Origin of the sequence: Thauera sp. SDU_THAU2 (assembly GCF_038260575.1) — a bacterium.
Lineage (GTDB): Bacteria > Pseudomonadota > Gammaproteobacteria > Burkholderiales > Rhodocyclaceae > Thauera.
On sequence record NZ_JBBWUN010000003.1, the window covers coordinates 822,533 to 838,009 of the forward strand.

Sequence of the window (15,477 nt, forward strand, 5' to 3'; positions counted from 1 at the left end):
TTCAGTTCCTCCCGGCGATGCCATCCGTGCGCTCGATGCGCACCGCGTCGCCCTTGTCGGCCCCCAGGCGCAGTTCGGCCGCGCCGAACAGCCGATCCACGATGTAGTACGGCGAGCGGAAGCGATAGTTCACCAGTTGCCCGTCGCCCTGCGTGCCGATGACAAACAGCGGCGGCAACTCGCCCTGGGCGATGCCTGCCGGGAACTGGATATAAACCTTCTCGCCATCATCGAACGCCCGCAGCGGCTTCCACGGCGGATTGCTGCCGCTGATTGCATAGCGAAAGCGGATGTTCTCCAACGACAGACCCGCATCGACCGGAGCGACAGCGTTGGCAGCCTGTGCCTGGCGCTGCAAGGCCAGCATTCGATCCTTGGGGTAGTCCCAGGACACCGACGCCATCCATGTCTTGTCGGTCGAAGTCAGTTCCAGCAGGTACGTCCTGCGGCTGGTGGTGATGACCAGATTGGTCTTCAACCCGGAACGGATTGGTTTGACCAGCACATTGACGCGCAGATCGGCCCCGCTGCCGCTGGAGGTGTCGCCCACGATCCAGCGCACCGTGTCGCCGGCAGCGACCGTCACCAGTTCCTCGCCGGGCTGGAGCGCGATCACCGTCACGCGGCCCACGGCCGCATAGACCTGGTAGAGCGCGCCATCCGTGAAGGGCCAGACCTGGATCGCATTGACGTAGCCTTCGCGGGTTGGTGCGATGCGTGCTTCGGCATTGGCGCGGGAGACGCGCACCTTCTCGTCGGCAGGCTCCGGCGTGGTCGGGGCCGCAACAACGTCCGGCAGCGGCTTCAACTGTGCGGGCAATGCCAACGGCTCGGGCACAGCCACGACTTCGATGGGTTTGGGCGGCTCGGGCAATGGCTGCGCCTGCACCGGCTCATCGAGCGAAATGACCGGCGGCGGTTTGCCCTGCGTGGCGCAGCCCGCAAACAGAACAGTCGATGCCAGCAGGATCACCGGCAATGCGGTTTTACGGAAATGTGCATTCATGGTTTGGCTCCTTCAGAAGAATCCAGTTCACGGCTCCACGACAAGCCATTGACGTAGATGCCCAGCGGGTTACGGCGCAGGCGTTCTTCGGTGCGCGGGGTCTGCTGCACGATGGACACCACCGCCGTCCATCGCTCCAGCCCGGCCGCCGCGCCATTGACGTAGCGGCGTTCTGTCCAGCGCACGTTGAACGACGCATCGCTGGCGCGAACCACACTGGTGATCTGCACCGTCACCGACTCCTTGCCGATGCGGGCGAACGGGTCATTCACCCGCGCGTAGTCGTTGAGCACCGCCGCGCCCCGGTCGGTGGTGTAGTCGTAGGCGTCGAGCCAGTTCTGGCGCACAACGATGGGGTCGATGGACAGCGAGCGCACCAGCGTCACGAAGCGCGCGATGTGGTGTGCCGTCTGGGCATCAGTGGGCCGGTACGGCGTGGCCGCTTCGCCCACGGTGCGCACCTGGCCGGACTGATCGACCTCGATGACGTAGGGCGTGACGATGGACTGTGCTGAGCGCCACACCAGGCCACCGGCCATCAGCAGCGCGAGCACCAGGCAGCCAAAGGCCATCAGCCGCCAGTTTTTCGCCTGCACGCGGGCCGAGCCGATGCGCTCGTCCCACACTTGGGCAGCGGCTTGATACGGAGTGGCAGGCTGTGGCGTATCGGCATAGCGCACCTGCGGTCGTTTGAATCGCATGGAGTTCTCCTTGAAAGTCAGCTATCGGAATCCCGCAGGCTCGGGCCTTGGCCCGAGCCGCCGCCGTCGCCACCGCGCAGCGTGTGCGCGGCAGTGGTGGTGGCCTGGGTGAGTCGTTGGCGGCGTTGCAGGCGCTTGGCCCAGCCGGGTTGTTCCTGCTTCTGCGCGTTGGCCGTGTCGCCAGCGGCATCGCCTGTGGTGGCTGGCCCAGCCGTGCCACCGCCTGAGCCGCCATCTGCGCCAGCGCCTTGCCAGCCTGCTTTGAATGGCGCGGCCGCCTTGGCCGCCGCCGCTTTGATGCCTGCACCGGCGCGTTGACCTGCCGCCTGTGCGCCGCCCTTGGCGACATTGCCCAGCCCTGCCATCGCGCCCTTGGCTCCGCCGCCCGCAGCGGCAGAACCGGCCTGGAATGCCGACTTCGCGCTGCCCGCCGCCGATGTCGCAGCCCGCGCACCAGACCCGGCGAGCTTGGCGGCAGCCGGTGCCATGCGCGCTCCAGCCATCACGGCACCGCCCACGCCGGTGGCCGCAGCACCTACGGCCACCGCCGCGCCTGCGGCACCAATCGCAGCACCAGCCATTGCCCCGGCACCCAACTGCGGTGCGCCGGAGACCAGCCCGGTGGCGATGCCTGGGCCGAAGATCCCCAGCGCCAGCAGCGTGAGCGAGGCCAGCATGATGACCACCGCATGGTCGATGGACGGCTCGGCTGGATGCACCTGGAACTCTGCAAATAGGCCCGAGCCGATGCCGACGATGACGGCCAGCACCAGCACCTTGATGCCCGAAGACACCACGTTGCCCAGCACTTTCTCGGCGAGGAAGCTGGTCTTGTTCCACAGCGCAAACGGCACCAGCACGAAGCCCGCGAGCGTGGTCAGCTTGAACTCGATCAGCGTGATGAAAAGCTGGATCGCCAACACGAAGAAGCACAGGATCACCACCGCCCAAGCCAGGAACATGACCACGATGGGCGTCATGTTCACGAACACTTCGGGGAAGCCCGCCATGTCACTGATCTGCTCAAGGATCGGCGCTGCCGCGTCGATGCCGGTCTTGGCCAAGCGTCCCGGTTGCAGGAATTCGCCCATGCTCATCGTCGAGCCGCTGGCCGTCAGGCCCAGGCCCGCGAACGAACGGAAGACGATGCTGGCCAGCCAGTTGAAGTTGTTGATGATGTAGGCGAAGGCGCCGACGTAGAGCACCTTGCGCAGCAGCTTGGCGATCACGTCGTCGCCCTGGCCGGTGGCGTGGCTCATCGCCCAGTACAGCCCAGCGATGGTCATGTCGATGACGATCAGCGTGGCGGTGAGGAACGCGACTTCGCCCTGCAGCAGCCCAAAGCCCGAGTCGACGTAGCGCGAGAAGGTGGCAAGAAAGCGGTCGATCACTGTCACGTCATTCATGGCACGTCCCCCTCGAAGGGCATGGCGTCCTGGTCACTGATGGGTGTGTCGAAGCTCGGCGGGATCGGCGGCAGATCGGCCAGCGTGCGGAACTCGTCAGGCCCGGTTTCACCGGCGAAAAAGCGCCGCCGGAAAGCGTCGGCCGCGGCCTGGCAGGCGTCTTCGCCTGCGGCCGTCCTATCGGCGGCACACTGCTCACGCAAAGCCTTGAGCCGCACGGGATCGGCGGCCAAGGCAGCGGCCAGGTCTTCGGTCGGCTGCTGGCTGCAAGCGACCAGCAGCACGAGCAGCAGCAAGGAAACGCATCGCATGGTCGTCTCCCGTCAGTTGCCGTAGAAATCCACGCGCTGCGGCGTGTAGGGCGTGCCATCACCGAGGAAGCGGCGCGTCACTTCACGGCCACGTTCGACAGCCGCCGCCTGGCGTGCCAGTTCCAGCGCGGCGGCGCGTTCCTGTGTGATCTGGAGCTGTTGCGCCTGGATGGATTGCTTGGCCTGCAGGGCCAGAAGCTGGTTGGTCGCCTGCATGGCTTGCAGCGCGCCGGTTGCGGACTGACTCCGGCTGACCAGATCGGACAGCGCGCTTTCGTCTTGCGCCAGGTTCTGCGACACCTGCGCCTGCATCCGCATCGCGGTATGCAGACCTTTCAAGGTGTTTTTCCAGCGTTCCTGCGCGTCGCGCAGCATCTGGTCGCCGCTGACCGTCGCGGCGTACTGCTCCGGGTACAGCCGGGCGAAGGTGGCATCCATGCTCTGCACGTCGTAGGCCAGGCCGCGTGCCTCGGCGATCAGCCGCTCGGTGGTCGCCAGTGTCGAACGCAAGCGATTGACGACGTTGAAGTCCAGATTCGCCAGATTACGCGCCTGGTTCATCAGCATCTGGGCTTCGTTCTGGAGTTGGTTGATCTGGTTGTTGATCTGCTCCAGCGTGCGGATGGCGGTCAGCGTGTTCTGCACGAAGTTCGACGGGTCGAACACCGTCAGCGCGGACGCGGGCTGGACGGCCAGCAGCGACACCGACAGCACGGCGGCAAGCGAGGCGGACAGCAAACGGGGTTGGGTCTTCATGGTGAAACCTCCGGTCGTTGAGAAGCGAGGAAGGACGCTGCTGCCGGTGAGGACGGCAACAGGTCGGCAGCCCAATCGAGGCCGCGATGCACCTCCGCTCCAACATGGGCGGCGACCAGTCGGATGATGCGTTCGCCATCGGCTTCGGGCAGTTCGACTCCAAGCGGCGCACGGCCAGAGGACAGCCGATCCACCCACAATGTCCGGTCGGGGTTGAGCATCACTTCCACCACGTCCGGGTCTTCCAGCGCAGCAGCGATCACCGGCCCCATCGCCGTGCGCAGCATCTGGATGCGGCGATCCTGGGACGCCGCAGCGGATGAGCGTGGATCGGGCGGGATCTGTGGAACGGCACTCATGACGCACGCTCCGCAGTGCGTTCATGGGCGGCTGCCATCGCCGCCGCGTCATCCATCCGCATCGGGTCGGGATGCAGTTCCTCCACCACGTCCCGCACCAGGCTGCGGCCGCGCAGCAGGTGGCGGCCCAACTGTTCGACGAACTGCTCGAAACGCGCCTTGCCCTGAGCGCGAGCCGCATCCTGATGGGCCTCCGGCACCGGCGTGCTGACGGTCAGGTAGTAGCGGACGAACAGCGCCAGCGTTTCGATCTGGATGTTCTGGTCGCGCTCCAGCCGCTCGGCTTGCCGCGACAGGCGATCCAGCCGCTTGGCAATGGCGGCCTCGCGCTGGTCGCCGGCATCGGGCGACAGCCAGGATGCCAAGGCAGCGGCGACGATGCTGGACTTCGAGACGCCTTTCTTGGCGGCCAACTCGTCCAGGCGCTTGGCGTGCTCGTGCTGGATGAACAAGTTCAATCGGTATTGGCTCATAGGTCGATTCCGTCGTTGGGGTTCAGCGATGCCAGCCGCGCCGTGCGTTGCAAGGCGGGGTCGAGCTGGCCAGGAAGCACCGAGGGCATGTCGTCGTCATCGAGCAGCCACAAGTCGCTGCTCGGGGCATCCATCTCGGGGGCATAGACGATGGCTTCGGACAGTTCGGGCTGGCGGCGTGGGCCGCCGTCGTCGGTCGAGCCCAAGGTCTCCTGGTCATCGCTGGATGCCGTGGCCGGTGCCGCAGGAATCACCGGTATTGCGAGGCCGCTCCAGTCGTCAGGTCGTGCTGGCGGCACATCGGCATAGCGGCCTGCTGTCACCGCAGGCGGCGGCAATACCCTGTGCATGAAATTGGTGTCGGCGAAATAGCGCAGCTTCTTCGCCTTGATCGGCGCGACGCTGGACACCATCACCACGGACTCATCAGGTGGGAGCTGCATCACTTCGCCCGGCGTCAGCAGTGGCCGTGCGGTTTCCTGGCGCGACACCATCAGATGCCCCAGCCACGGTGCAAGCCGGTGGCCTGCGTAGTTACGCTGCGCGCGCAACTCAGTGGCCGTACCCAAGGTTTCAGAAATGCGTTTGGCCGTGCGTTCGTCGTTCGTGGCGAACGTCACACGCACATGGCAGTTGTCCAGAATCGAATGGTTCTGCCCATACGCCTTGTCGATCTGGTTGAGCGACTGCGCGATCAGGAAGCTGCGGATGCCATAGCCCGCCATGAAGGCCAGCGCTGTCTCGAAGAAGTCCAGGCGACCCAGCGCCGGAAACTCATCGAGCATCAGCAGCAGCTTGTGGCGGCGGGCGATGCCGTCGGAGCCGTCAAGCGATTCGGTGAGCCGCCGCCCGATCTGGTTGAGGATCAGCCGGATCAGCGGCTTGGTGCGGCTGATGTCCGAAGGAGGCACCACCAGGTACAGTGATACCGGATGCTCGGCAGCAATCAGATCGGCAATGCGCCAGTCGCAGCGCGAAGTGACTTCGGCCACGGTCGGATCACGGTACAGACCGAGGAAAGACATGGCGGTGGAGAGCACGCCCGAGCGCTCGTTGTCGCTTTTGTTGAGCACTTCGCGAGCAGCGGATGCAACGACGGGGTGCTGGGCATCGCCCAGGTGCTTGGTCGTCATCATCCGGTGCAAGGTCAGTTCGAACGGACTGGCCGGATCACTGAGGAAGTTGGCGACGCCGCGCAGCGTCTTGTCCTCGCCGGCGTAGAGCACATGCAGGATGGCACCGACCAGCAGCGCGTGACTGGTCTTCTCCCAGTGGTTGCGTTTCTCCAGTGCGCCTTCGGGGTCAACTAGAATGTCCGCGATGTTCTGCACGTCGCGCACCTCATGCGCGCCGCGCCGCACTTCCAGCAGCGGGTTGTAGGCCGCCGAACTGGCATCGGTCGGGTTGAACAGCAGGCAGTGCGAGAAGCGCGAGCGCCAGCCGGCTGTGATCTGCCAGTTCTCACCTTTGATATCGTGGATGACGGCGGACGCGGGCCAACTCAACAATGTCGGCACCACCAGGCCCACGCCCTTGCCGGAGCGCGTCGGCGCAAAGGTCAGGACGTGTTCCGGCCCTTCGTGCCGCAGATAGTGGCCGTCATGCTGACCGAGAAAGACACCAGCAGGCTGCGTCAGCCCGGCCTTGCGAATGTCGGCGGCATCGGCCCAACGGGCCGAGCCATAGGTCGTCACCTTGCGCGCCTGACGCGAGCGCCACACCGACATGGCGATGGCGACCGCCACGGCCAGCAGGCCGCCGCTTGCCGCGATCATGCCGCCGGTGTCGAACACCTGCGGCGCGTAGGCGTCGAAGAGGAACCACCACTCGAACAGCTTCCACGGGTAATAGACCGGTGTACCGTGGAAGTCGAACCAGGGCGAGCCCAGGCGTAGCTGGTAGCCCAAGGCGGCGGCTGTCCATTGCGTGGCGCCCCACACACTGGCGATCACGATGCCGAACACGGCGGCGATCTGCCCGGACAACACCCCCTGAGCCTGCATACCCTGACCTCCGATCTCTCCTGCGCTGATTCCCCGTGGAAAACGCGGCACAAAGGCGTGCCGCAGAGGTCAGGATCGGTGCCGGTTCAGTGCCGGTCAAAGACTGTTATCGGCAGCAAGGTGATGCAAAAAGCATGGTTTCATGCAGGGACGAAACCCGTAAAAACGCCGCAAGCGTGGGCGCGCTGCGGCGTGTCGAGAAAGAAAACTAAGATACGCGGCAAGCCGCCAACGGTCAGAACTTCGGCAGCGTTTCCGGTGGTGTGTAAGGCACCTTGCCGTCGCCAAAGAAGCGCTTGTTCGTCGCCTCTGCCACCCGGTTGCACAGCAGCTCGCCCATCGTCGGGCGCTCGGTCTTGCACTGGCGGCGCAGTTCCTTCAGTCGCTCGGGATTGGCTGCCAGCTCTTCCACGGTTGGCACATTGACTTCCTTCTTAGGCGTCTCCGACGGGCCGCAGGCCGCGAGCAAAGCAACCAACAGGAACGGAAAAAGCAACTTCATGGTCATGGCTCGATTTCCTCTTGAAGATCAGGCTCAACAGGTGGTGGGGATCTGCGGCCTTCTGGAGATTCGATGGCCTGCACGCGCTCGATGAAGCGCGCCAGCACGCCCGAGGATTCGCCTTCCCGATGCAGCACATAAGTCGTCAGCATGGGCGCACGCCCCGCGAGTGGACGGGCGACAACGCCGGATTCGCGGCTGGCCGCAATGTGCGGTGCTCCAGTGATCCCCAGCGCAAAGCCCGCCGACACCAATGCCATCATCAAATCGCAGGACGCGACCCGCTCGGCAATCAGCGGTTCCATATCTGAGCGGCGTAGCACACGCTCGACCTGGCGAGCATGGCCTTCGCATACTTGTGCATCGCACAGCACCAGAGGATGGCGCAACACCTCTTCCAGCGGGATGCGTTTGTGCCTGAGCAGCGGATGCCGCGCAGGCACTGCCACCATCAGGGGATCACTCCAGACTGCCTCAGCAGTGATTCCATCGCCCACTTCATCGGACTGCGCGAAACCCACGTCATAGAGGTCATCACGCAGTCCCTTGATCTGCTGTGACAGCGGCACCTCGAACAGACGGATATCTACTTCGGGTTCCTCCTGCCGGCACAACGCCAACAAGGTCGGCAGGCGCGACGGCGTGATGCCGTCGGATAGGGCAATGCGCAATTGCCAATGAAAGCCATTGACCGCCGCCTGTACGCTGTCACGGGCCTGCTGCAAGGCAGTGAAGATACGCGGTACATGCTCCAAGAACAGCTTGCCCGCCCGCGTCAGCCGTGTGCTGCGACTTGTGCGGTTAAACAACTGTTCGCCCAGGTCTTCTTCCAGTTCCTTGATGGTGCGAGACAGCGGCGATTGCTCGATGTGCAGCCGCTCGGCGGCACGGGCGAAGTGGAGTTCTTCGGCCACAGCCAGGAAACAGCGCAGATGCCGAAGCTCCATCGTGCGCCCTCCCGTCAGCCCGCTAACCGCTGCGTTCTCGCCAGCATCGGCAACAACACGCAGACCAGCAGGGCTGCACCGAGGTTGTAGAGCATGCCGGTCACGAAGGCCGAGGCGTACTCCCCGGCCTGTGCGGCCATACCTTCATCGGCAGTCAGCGCCGCTGCGAACAGGATGCCGACCACGGCCACACCCAGCGCCGCACCGACCTGCTGCACGGTCGAGATCACGCCCGACGCCATGCCGGCCTGCGCTTCATCGACAAAGCCCAGCACCAGATTCAGCAGCGGCGTCATGATGAACCCTTGGCCAGCGCCAACCACGACCAGCACGGGGATCAGCCGCGCGGGCACCAGCTCCGCGCCAGCCATCCACACCTGTGCGATCAGCAGCCCGATGGACACCGCATAGGCCATCGCACCCGCCACGATGGCCTGCGCCCCCCAGCGCGCGACCAAACGTGGCGCGGCCAAGGATGCCAGCACGAAGCCCACGCTGCACGGCGCGAAGATGCTGCCCGCCATGAAAGGGTCAAGTCCCAGTCCGGTCTGCACCAGCAAGGCGAAGCATAGGAAGAAGGAACTGGACGTGGAATAGACCAGCAGCACCAGCACCGCGCCCAGCGCGAAGCGGCGCTGGGCCAGCAGGCGCATATCCACCAGTGGCAAGCCGCCCGCCATACGCCGTTGCTCTTGCTGCCGATGGAACAGGGCCAGCAGCAGCACCGCCACACCTAGCGACAACAGGCTCCATGCCGGCCAGCCCTGCCCAGGCCCCTCGATCAGCGGCACCAGCAGCAACGTCAGCCCGGCGCTGACCAACGCCACGCCCATCCAGTCCAACGCCGGGCGCTGCGGTGCGCGGGACTCGGGGATGGTGCGTGCCGCCGCGATGGCGAACAGCCCGATGGGCACGTTGATGAGAAAGATGCTGCGCCAGCCCAGGCCGAATAGATCGGCATGCACCAGCCAGCCGCCCAGCACCTGCCCGGCGATGGCCGCCAGGCCAAGCGTCATTCCCAGCAGGCCAAAGGCGCGGCGGCTGTCGTCACCGTCGAAGTTGACGCGGATGGATGCATAAACCTGTGGGAACAGCAAAGCGGCAGCCAGTCCTTGCAACACCCGCGCACCGATCAGGAATTCCGCGCTGGGCGCCAGCCCGCACAAGGCCGAGGCCAGCGTGAAGCCGGCCATGCCGATGACGAACAGACGCCGACGCCCGAACAGGTCACCCAGCCGCCCGCCGGTAATCAGCAGCACGCCGAAGGCCAGTTCATAGCCAGCCACGATGAAGCCGATCTGCGCGAAGTTCGCGTCCAGATCGGCCTGCATGCTGGGAATGGCGACATTGACCACGAACAGGTCAAAGATCGTGACGAAACCGGCCAGCAGCAGCACGGATAAACCGAGCCACGGCGGGCCGCTGACGGCGCGCGCAGGCGGCGTCGAGAGGCAGGAATTCGAGTTCATCTTGCGTATCCAGGGTAAAGACGCGATCATTCTCAAATTCTTTTTAAACCATTACAATTTAACTATTTATGCTATTACTTAAAACAACGAGATAAATGATGCGAACTCTGGAACGAACCCGCTCCGATCTGGCGGCTTTCCTGCGGGCGCACCGCGAACGCCTTTCGCCTGCCGACGTGGGCTTGCCCAGCGGTGGCCGCCGCCGTACGCCAGGACTGCGGCGCGAGGAAGTTGCCGCGCTCGCCGGTGTTGGTCTGACCTGGTATACATGGCTGGAACAGGGGCGCGACATTGGCGTGTCGGCCACCTTTTTGGATAACCTGGCGCGGGTGCTGAAACTGGATGCTGCCGAACGCCGCCACCTGTTCCTGCTGGCCCACGAACGGCCGCCCGCCGAACCGGGCAAGACCTGGTGCGTGCTGCCGCCGATGGTGCGCCGCCTGATGCACGATTTACCGCACCCGGCCTTCGTGCTCAATCTGCGATGGGATGTATTGGGCTTCAATGCACCGGCTGATGCACTTTTCGGTTTCGGCAAGCACACGCCCGAGCGGCGCAATCTGCTCTGGCTGCTGTTCACCGATCCGGCCCTGCATGCCCGTTTCCACGAATGGGAAGCACAAGCCCCGCTGATGCTCTCCAGCTTCCGCCGTGACTTCGCCCGCGCCACGCAGGAAGCGGACATTCATGAACTGGTGAATGAGCTGGAACGGGTGTCGCCGGAGTTCAAGGCGTGGTGGCGGACGCATGATGTGCATGCGTCCTGCAACGGCGTGCGCAAAATGGTCATCAACGGTCAGGCCGAACCGTTTGAGCACACATCATTGACGGTTGACGAAGACCGGCACCTACGGTTGGCGGTGTATGCGCAGCAGCTCAAAACCGCTGACGGTGAATGATGACTCGATAGCGTTATCCAATCGTTGGCCCACGCTGCCGTCCAATCTCCCACGACACCCCGCCGCCGCGCACTGTCGCAGCGAGCTGCTGCCCCAGCCGCTGTTCGATCACCGGCTTCCACGGCACGAGGCTGAACCCCTTGCCGTTGTCGAGCATGGCGTAACGCCCGCTGGCGAGCATGACCGAGCGCCGGTAGATGCCGGTCACGCGCTGCCCGTCGGTGACGGGCCGATGCTGTAGTCCGGTGTCGGCGGCAATGTCCTTGGCGACCTGCGCCAGTTCCCGATTGCGCAGCGTGCCCAGCAGGTTCCGGGCGAGGATCACACGCTGTCCCCGCCGCTCGGCCAACCCCTGTTCGGCCAGGAAGTCGGCGCGCTGCTGCAAGGCTTGCTTGGTATCGCCGCCAAAGCCCAGGTCGCCCAGCCCCTTACCGCCACCGATCAACTGCTGATCCAGCCAGGTGGCCCCAATCACGCGGGCCTGCCGCTCGATTGGCAGGTGCGATTTCAGTTCCACCGCCACGCCGCCCAGCCGTTGCGCGTCGTACTGGCGGCCACGCTCGGCCAGGTCGTCCGGCACCTTCCATAGTCCGTCCGCCACACGTTCCACAATGCCGGCCCGGCGCAAGGCTTCCAGCCGGCGAACGTGGGCCGCGACGACCTCCTGCGGGTCGCGGCCGGGCTTGGCTCGGCCTTGCTCGATCGCCAGGTGATGATCGGTGCGGTACAGGCCATCGCTCGCCAGCGCGACGATGTTCTTGTCGGCTGACCGCACCTCGGCGGCACCGCGTACCTCCACCACGGCTCCGGTGGGATAGTTCACCAGCTCGTCGCGGGTGTTCAAGGCGACATAGTGGGCCTTGCCGTCCACGCCGTCGATGACCAGATAGCCACGGTCGTGCAGTTCGTCGGCCAGCCCCTTCGCGGCCACGCGACCGATGACGGTACGGCCATCGTCGACCGGCTCAAACACCGCCAGCTCGCGGGGCTGACCGCTCATGGCGTGCTGCATGGTGCGGATGATGTCGCCACGCTCGCCCAGGGCGCGCAAGGTCTTCTCGGCGTCCGCATGGACGGCCCAGGTGCCGGGCTGCGTCTCGTCGGCTAGGCCCAGGCGCTGCAAGCGTTGCAGGCGGCCGATCAGCAGCAGGCGCTGGCGTTGTAGCCCGGGTTCGTTGAAGCGTTCGATCTGCACCCAGCCATCCTCGCCGGCCTCGCGCTGCAACGTGCGGTCGAGGCTCGTCCACCGCTCTTGCTCCACCTCGCGCTGCAAGGTCTGCTGGATCTCCAGTTCGGTGCGCGGCCCCAGCCATTCCGTCTCCAGCTCGGCGGCGCGATGGCGGAAGCCGTGGGCGATGTAGTCGCCGGCGATGATGAGGTCTTTGCCGGTGTCGTCGCGTCCGCGCACGATCAGGTGGGTGTGCGGGTTGTCGGTGTTCCAGTGATCCACCGCCACCCAATCCAGCCGCGTCCCCAGGTCGGCTTCCATGCGGTTCATCAGGTGCCGGGTGTAGGTGTGCAGGTCGTCCAGTTCGGCCCCGTCCTCCGGCGAGACGATGAAACGGAAATGGTGCCGGTCGTCCTGGCAGCGTTCCTTGAAGGCGTCGAGGTCGGCTTCGTCGGCCTGCGGCCCGTAGGCCCGGCCCGGTTCGCCATCGCGGCCCGCGCCGTCGCGCTCGATGTAGCGCAGGTGCTTGGCGAGCGACTGCGGGCTGGCGTTGCGCTGATTGACCAGCAAGGTCTTGGTAGTCACGCGCCGCGACATGGGCGTCAGTTTCGCCCCGGCGAAGCGCGCCGCCGTGTTGCCGCGCCCCAGGCGTGAACCGGGCCGCTGGCCGGCGCGCTGGCCGTTGCCGCCAGTGGCAGGACGGCGCACGGCCGGCTTGCCGCTGCTGGCTTTGCCCGCTTGCTTGAGCACCTTGGAAACGAAGCTCTGCCCCTGGCCCTTGCCCCGGTTCTTGGGGGCGCTGGGGCGCACGCGGAAATCGTCGTCGCGGCGGTCGTTCATGGTTGTGCCCTCTGCAAGCTCTGGCGTGTCCGGTCGTACAAAGCACGCGGATATGCCTTCATTGGCGCGGGTCTCGCGCCCCACGCGGCACGGCAGCGAAGCCGCTGCGTGCCGCGCCACCCCCATGTGCAGACTGGCTTTCGACGCGGCCCGGTGCCGCGTCCTTTTGTCTTGCCTTCCGCCTTTGCCCTTCGCTGTCGCTCCGGGCCTCGGCGGCCCGGCGGCGCTGCGCTGCTTGCAGCCAGCCCGCCGGCGAACGCGCGAACTGACGCCATGAAGGCCGCAGGCCGGGCGCGTTCGAGGCAAGACGCCTGCACGTTGGACGGCTGCGCCGAAGGCAGCGCGAAGTGCGGTGCCCAATGCGTAGGATTGGCACCCGCACTGCACGCGCGACGACACGGCGACGAACAGTAGAACGACATGCCCGATGGCACGCCGGAGCGCAGCGAATTGGCGGCTATCATGGACGTGTCTCCAGCCAGACCGGATGCGCAACGCCGATCACTGCGGATGCGCTGACCGGGCCGAAATAGCGGCTGTCGAACGACGCTGGGTTGGTCACGCTCAACAGGAACAGCTCGCCCGGTTCGAGGCGGCGGCAAAGCTGCAAGGATGGCAGCGGGCGGCCCAGCCGGTCGGCAGGCAGCACGGCGGCCGAAGGCACGCCGTCGATGCGTACCTGCCCGGCGACGATGCAAACGTGTTGTGGCGCGACGGCGCCCACACGTTTGAGCAGCGGCACGCGCGTCGGCAGGTAGCCGCGCTGCGCAGCCAGCGTGGCGGCCCTGTCGGGCAGCGGCACCAGCACGATGCTGTCCACGGGCAACGGACGTGGCAGCGAGGCGGCGCGCAGGTCGAACGGTTCGATGCGATACCAGCCGACCGCCACGCTATCGGACGGGTTGTAGGTCAGGCGCGGCAGCGGCTGCACGAAAGCCGCCCAGACCAGCGCAGCGAGGCCGACAGCGGCGAAGCCCGCCAGCACGAAGCGAGCGCGAAGGCGCGAGCGAGGAAGCGGCGCGGCTTGTGTGCGTGCGGCAGTGGGATGGGCCGTCATGGCAGCGCCCTCCCGGCCAGCCAGGCGGCGTGCCGCTCGGCGGTGTATTCGGGCAGCGGCAAATGCGCGGCGAGCCGGTTAGCGAGCGTGCGCCAGTACGCGGGCGACACGTCGATGGCAGCGATCCCCAGCGCCTCGATACCGTCGATGCGTTCCAGCACAGCACGCACATTGGCATCACCTTCGGCATGCAGCAGAAGGCACGCGCCCGGCTGCACGCCTGGGATGCGCTGTACGGCATCAAGCGGTGTAGCAGCCTGCATTACCATGAGCTGCCAATGAATCGTGCCGTAGTCGTTGGCCTGCCAACGAACGCGGCAGAGCATTGCACCCGGCATGAACATGGCGCAGCGCAGCCAGCGGTCGAGCTGAAGCGTGCGCGCCGGTTCGCCGAAGCGCCGGTAGAGCTTGAAGCGCGGTTCGATGTAAGCCAGCGCGACGCGCGTCAGCGGCGCGCTACTCGGCTGGCTGCAAGGTGCAGCGTGCGCAGCCGTGACCGCGATGGCGGCAGGTGCGGCAGCAGACAATACGGATGTGGTCATGGCGTGTTCTCCCTGCGGTGTTCTGGAAACTCGCGCTCCAGCAAACCGCGCAGCAAGTCGGCCACGGTCACGCCTTGCGTGAAGGCCGACACCTTGATGCGTGCCCGCATGGCAGGCGTGATGTCGAGGGTCAGGCGAGCGGTGTAGAGGTCGCCCTTGTTGAGCGCATCCGCGTCGCCCTGGCGAATCCAAGCCTCGGCGTGCGGATTGGCGGGCGGACGCGCGCCGATGCCGACCCGCTTGGCCGGGCGTTTGCTGTTGGGTGGGTTGCTGTTGTCGCTCATGACGGCCACCGCAGCAGCTCATCGACCAGCGCGGTGATTTCCTGCGCCGCCGCACTATCGGGGGCTGTCTCCCGCGCCAATCGACCGGCAGCCACGCTGTCGGCGAAGACGATGCGCTGGCGCACCTCGCTGCGCAGCGCTGGCAACGGCTGTTCGGCCAAGGCTTGCCGTGCTTCGCGCCCGATCACCGTGGTGCTGACGCGCCGGTTGATGACAAAAGCCGCTGCTAGCTGCGGCCGGAACACTTGGGCCTCACGGATCAGCGCCACCATCTCGGCGCTGGCCCACAGGTCATAGGGGCTGGGTTGTACCGGGATCAGCACTCGCTCGGCCGCCAGCAGCGCAGAGCGCGCCAAGGCGGCGATCCTTGGTGGCCCGTCGATGATGACGTGATCGACCCGCCTGGCGAATTCTGGGGCTTCCTGGTGCAGTGTTTCGCACGCCAGGCCCACGGCGCTGAACAGCCGGGGCAAGCCCTGCTGGCTTCTGCGCTGTGTCCAGTCCAGTGAGGAACCCTGCGGGTCGGCATCCAGCAGGACGACGTGCTGGCCGCGCAAGGCCAGTTCACCCGCGATGTGCGTGGCGAGCGTGGTCTTGCCGACGCCGCCTTTCTGGTTGAGCAAGGCGACGATCATGGCGCGGCCCTCCAGCTTGGAAGGCCGGACTGTTTTTGCCGCGCCGAACGGTGTGATTTTTGCGGCTTTTCCTGGCTGGCTTTTCGGCCTGCGGCAGTTGTCCACCGAAATGCTGCTTC

The 15,477-nt window shown here is 65.8% G+C and carries 17 protein-coding genes; 1 reads left to right on the forward strand and 16 read right to left on the reverse strand.

Annotated features, from left to right (window positions below; all coding sequences use genetic code 11):
* Position 1: 1 nt before the first annotated feature.
* From trbG to AAFL97_RS04945, 11 genes are all read right to left on the reverse strand, one after another.
* A complete protein-coding gene (trbG, locus tag AAFL97_RS04895) occupies positions 2-1,006 on the reverse strand; it encodes a P-type conjugative transfer protein TrbG (protein ID WP_341643969.1) in 1,005 nt (334 codons plus the stop codon).
* Complete coding sequence (trbF, locus tag AAFL97_RS04900) at positions 1,003-1,707, reverse strand: conjugal transfer protein TrbF (RefSeq protein ID WP_019439181.1); 705 nt, start codon at positions 1,705-1,707, stop codon at positions 1,003-1,005. Before trbF ends, trbG begins: the two co-directional genes overlap by 4 nt.
* Before the next feature lie 17 nt (positions 1,708-1,724).
* Positions 1,725-3,113 (reverse strand): P-type conjugative transfer protein TrbL, encoded by a 1,389-nt coding sequence (trbL, locus tag AAFL97_RS04905; RefSeq protein WP_341643970.1) that lies wholly within the window; start codon positions 3,111-3,113, stop codon positions 1,725-1,727.
* Positions 3,110-3,409 (reverse strand): hypothetical protein, encoded by a 300-nt coding sequence (locus AAFL97_RS04910; RefSeq protein WP_445954468.1) that lies wholly within the window; start codon positions 3,407-3,409, stop codon positions 3,110-3,112. The genes trbL and AAFL97_RS04910 overlap by 4 nt, the downstream gene beginning before the upstream one ends.
* 27 nt (positions 3,410-3,436) lie before the next feature.
* The gene (trbJ, locus tag AAFL97_RS04915; RefSeq protein WP_341643972.1) at positions 3,437-4,180 is read right to left on the reverse strand and encodes a P-type conjugative transfer protein TrbJ; all 744 of its coding nucleotides are present in this window, start codon (positions 4,178-4,180) and stop codon (positions 3,437-3,439) included.
* Positions 4,177-4,539 carry a hypothetical protein gene (locus tag AAFL97_RS04920; protein ID WP_445954469.1) on the reverse strand — a complete coding sequence of 121 codons (363 nt, stop codon included), beginning with the start codon at positions 4,537-4,539 and terminating at the stop codon, positions 4,177-4,179. Before AAFL97_RS04920 ends, trbJ begins: the two co-directional genes overlap by 4 nt.
* On the reverse strand, positions 4,536-5,012 hold the full coding sequence (locus tag AAFL97_RS04925) for a CopG family transcriptional regulator (protein ID WP_341643973.1): 477 nt from the start codon (positions 5,010-5,012) through the stop codon (positions 4,536-4,538). Before AAFL97_RS04925 ends, AAFL97_RS04920 begins: the two co-directional genes overlap by 4 nt.
* Positions 5,009-7,000 (reverse strand): conjugal transfer protein TraG, encoded by a 1,992-nt coding sequence (locus tag AAFL97_RS04930; RefSeq protein ID WP_445954525.1) that lies wholly within the window; start codon positions 6,998-7,000, stop codon positions 5,009-5,011. The genes AAFL97_RS04925 and AAFL97_RS04930 overlap by 4 nt, the downstream gene beginning before the upstream one ends.
* A gap of 250 nt (positions 7,001-7,250) precedes the next feature.
* A complete protein-coding gene (locus AAFL97_RS04935; RefSeq protein ID WP_079452816.1) occupies positions 7,251-7,523 on the reverse strand; it encodes an EexN family lipoprotein in 273 nt (90 codons plus the stop codon).
* The gene (locus AAFL97_RS04940) at positions 7,520-8,464 is read right to left on the reverse strand and encodes a LysR family transcriptional regulator (RefSeq protein ID WP_046602329.1); all 945 of its coding nucleotides are present in this window, start codon (positions 8,462-8,464) and stop codon (positions 7,520-7,522) included. Before AAFL97_RS04940 ends, AAFL97_RS04935 begins: the two co-directional genes overlap by 4 nt.
* 14 nt (positions 8,465-8,478) lie before the next feature.
* Positions 8,479-9,861 (reverse strand): MFS transporter, encoded by a 1,383-nt coding sequence (locus AAFL97_RS04945; protein WP_341643974.1) that lies wholly within the window; start codon positions 9,859-9,861, stop codon positions 8,479-8,481.
* A gap of 167 nt (positions 9,862-10,028) precedes the next feature.
* Here AAFL97_RS04945 and AAFL97_RS04950 point away from each other — a divergent pair, with 167 nt between their 5' ends.
* Entirely contained in the window at positions 10,029-10,832 is an 804-nt protein-coding gene (locus tag AAFL97_RS04950) for a helix-turn-helix transcriptional regulator (RefSeq protein ID WP_341643975.1), read from the forward strand.
* A 13-nt stretch (positions 10,833-10,845) separates the two neighbouring features.
* Here the strand turns inward: AAFL97_RS04950 and AAFL97_RS04955 are convergent, their stop codons facing one another.
* From AAFL97_RS04955 to parA, 5 genes are all read right to left on the reverse strand, one after another.
* Complete coding sequence (locus AAFL97_RS04955; protein WP_341643976.1) at positions 10,846-12,840, reverse strand: relaxase/mobilization nuclease and DUF3363 domain-containing protein; 1,995 nt, start codon at positions 12,838-12,840, stop codon at positions 10,846-10,848.
* 460 nt (positions 12,841-13,300) lie between these two features.
* A complete protein-coding gene (locus AAFL97_RS04960) occupies positions 13,301-13,897 on the reverse strand; it encodes a S26 family signal peptidase (protein ID WP_341643977.1) in 597 nt (198 codons plus the stop codon).
* Entirely contained in the window at positions 13,894-14,439 is a 546-nt protein-coding gene (locus tag AAFL97_RS04965; protein WP_341643978.1) for a DUF2840 domain-containing protein, read from the reverse strand. The genes AAFL97_RS04960 and AAFL97_RS04965 overlap by 4 nt, the downstream gene beginning before the upstream one ends.
* Positions 14,436-14,723 (reverse strand): hypothetical protein, encoded by a 288-nt coding sequence (locus AAFL97_RS04970; protein WP_028968586.1) that lies wholly within the window; start codon positions 14,721-14,723, stop codon positions 14,436-14,438. Before AAFL97_RS04970 ends, AAFL97_RS04965 begins: the two co-directional genes overlap by 4 nt.
* A complete protein-coding gene (gene parA / locus AAFL97_RS04975) occupies positions 14,720-15,358 on the reverse strand; it encodes a ParA family partition ATPase (protein WP_341647098.1) in 639 nt (212 codons plus the stop codon). Before parA ends, AAFL97_RS04970 begins: the two co-directional genes overlap by 4 nt.
* Positions 15,359-15,477 lie beyond the last annotated feature (119 nt).

Coding starts and splice junctions, on each gene's coding strand:
- trbG (WP_341643969.1), bottom strand. CDS start 1,006: ATGAATGCACATTTCCGTAAAACCGCATTGCCGGTGATCCTGCTGGCA.
- trbF (WP_019439181.1), bottom strand. CDS start 1,707: ATGCGATTCAAACGACCGCAGGTGCGCTATGCCGATACGCCACAGCCT.
- trbL (WP_341643970.1), bottom strand. CDS start 3,113: ATGAATGACGTGACAGTGATCGACCGCTTTCTTGCCACCTTCTCGCGC.
- trbJ (WP_341643972.1), bottom strand. CDS start 4,180: ATGAAGACCCAACCCCGTTTGCTGTCCGCCTCGCTTGCCGCCGTGCTG.
- AAFL97_RS04920 (WP_445954469.1), bottom strand. CDS start 4,539: ATGAGTGCCGTTCCACAGATCCCGCCCGATCCACGCTCATCCGCTGCG.
- AAFL97_RS04925 (WP_341643973.1), bottom strand. CDS start 5,012: ATGAGCCAATACCGATTGAACTTGTTCATCCAGCACGAGCACGCCAAG.
- AAFL97_RS04935 (WP_079452816.1), bottom strand. CDS start 7,523: ATGACCATGAAGTTGCTTTTTCCGTTCCTGTTGGTTGCTTTGCTCGCG.
- AAFL97_RS04940 (WP_046602329.1), bottom strand. CDS start 8,464: ATGGAGCTTCGGCATCTGCGCTGTTTCCTGGCTGTGGCCGAAGAACTC.
- AAFL97_RS04950 (WP_341643975.1), top strand. CDS start 10,029: ATGATGCGAACTCTGGAACGAACCCGCTCCGATCTGGCGGCTTTCCTG.
- AAFL97_RS04955 (WP_341643976.1), bottom strand. CDS start 12,840: ATGAACGACCGCCGCGACGACGATTTCCGCGTGCGCCCCAGCGCCCCC.
- AAFL97_RS04960 (WP_341643977.1), bottom strand. CDS start 13,897: ATGACGGCCCATCCCACTGCCGCACGCACACAAGCCGCGCCGCTTCCT.
- AAFL97_RS04965 (WP_341643978.1), bottom strand. CDS start 14,439: ATGACCACATCCGTATTGTCTGCTGCCGCACCTGCCGCCATCGCGGTC.
- AAFL97_RS04970 (WP_028968586.1), bottom strand. CDS start 14,723: ATGAGCGACAACAGCAACCCACCCAACAGCAAACGCCCGGCCAAGCGG.
- parA (WP_341647098.1), bottom strand. CDS start 15,358: ATGATCGTCGCCTTGCTCAACCAGAAAGGCGGCGTCGGCAAGACCACG.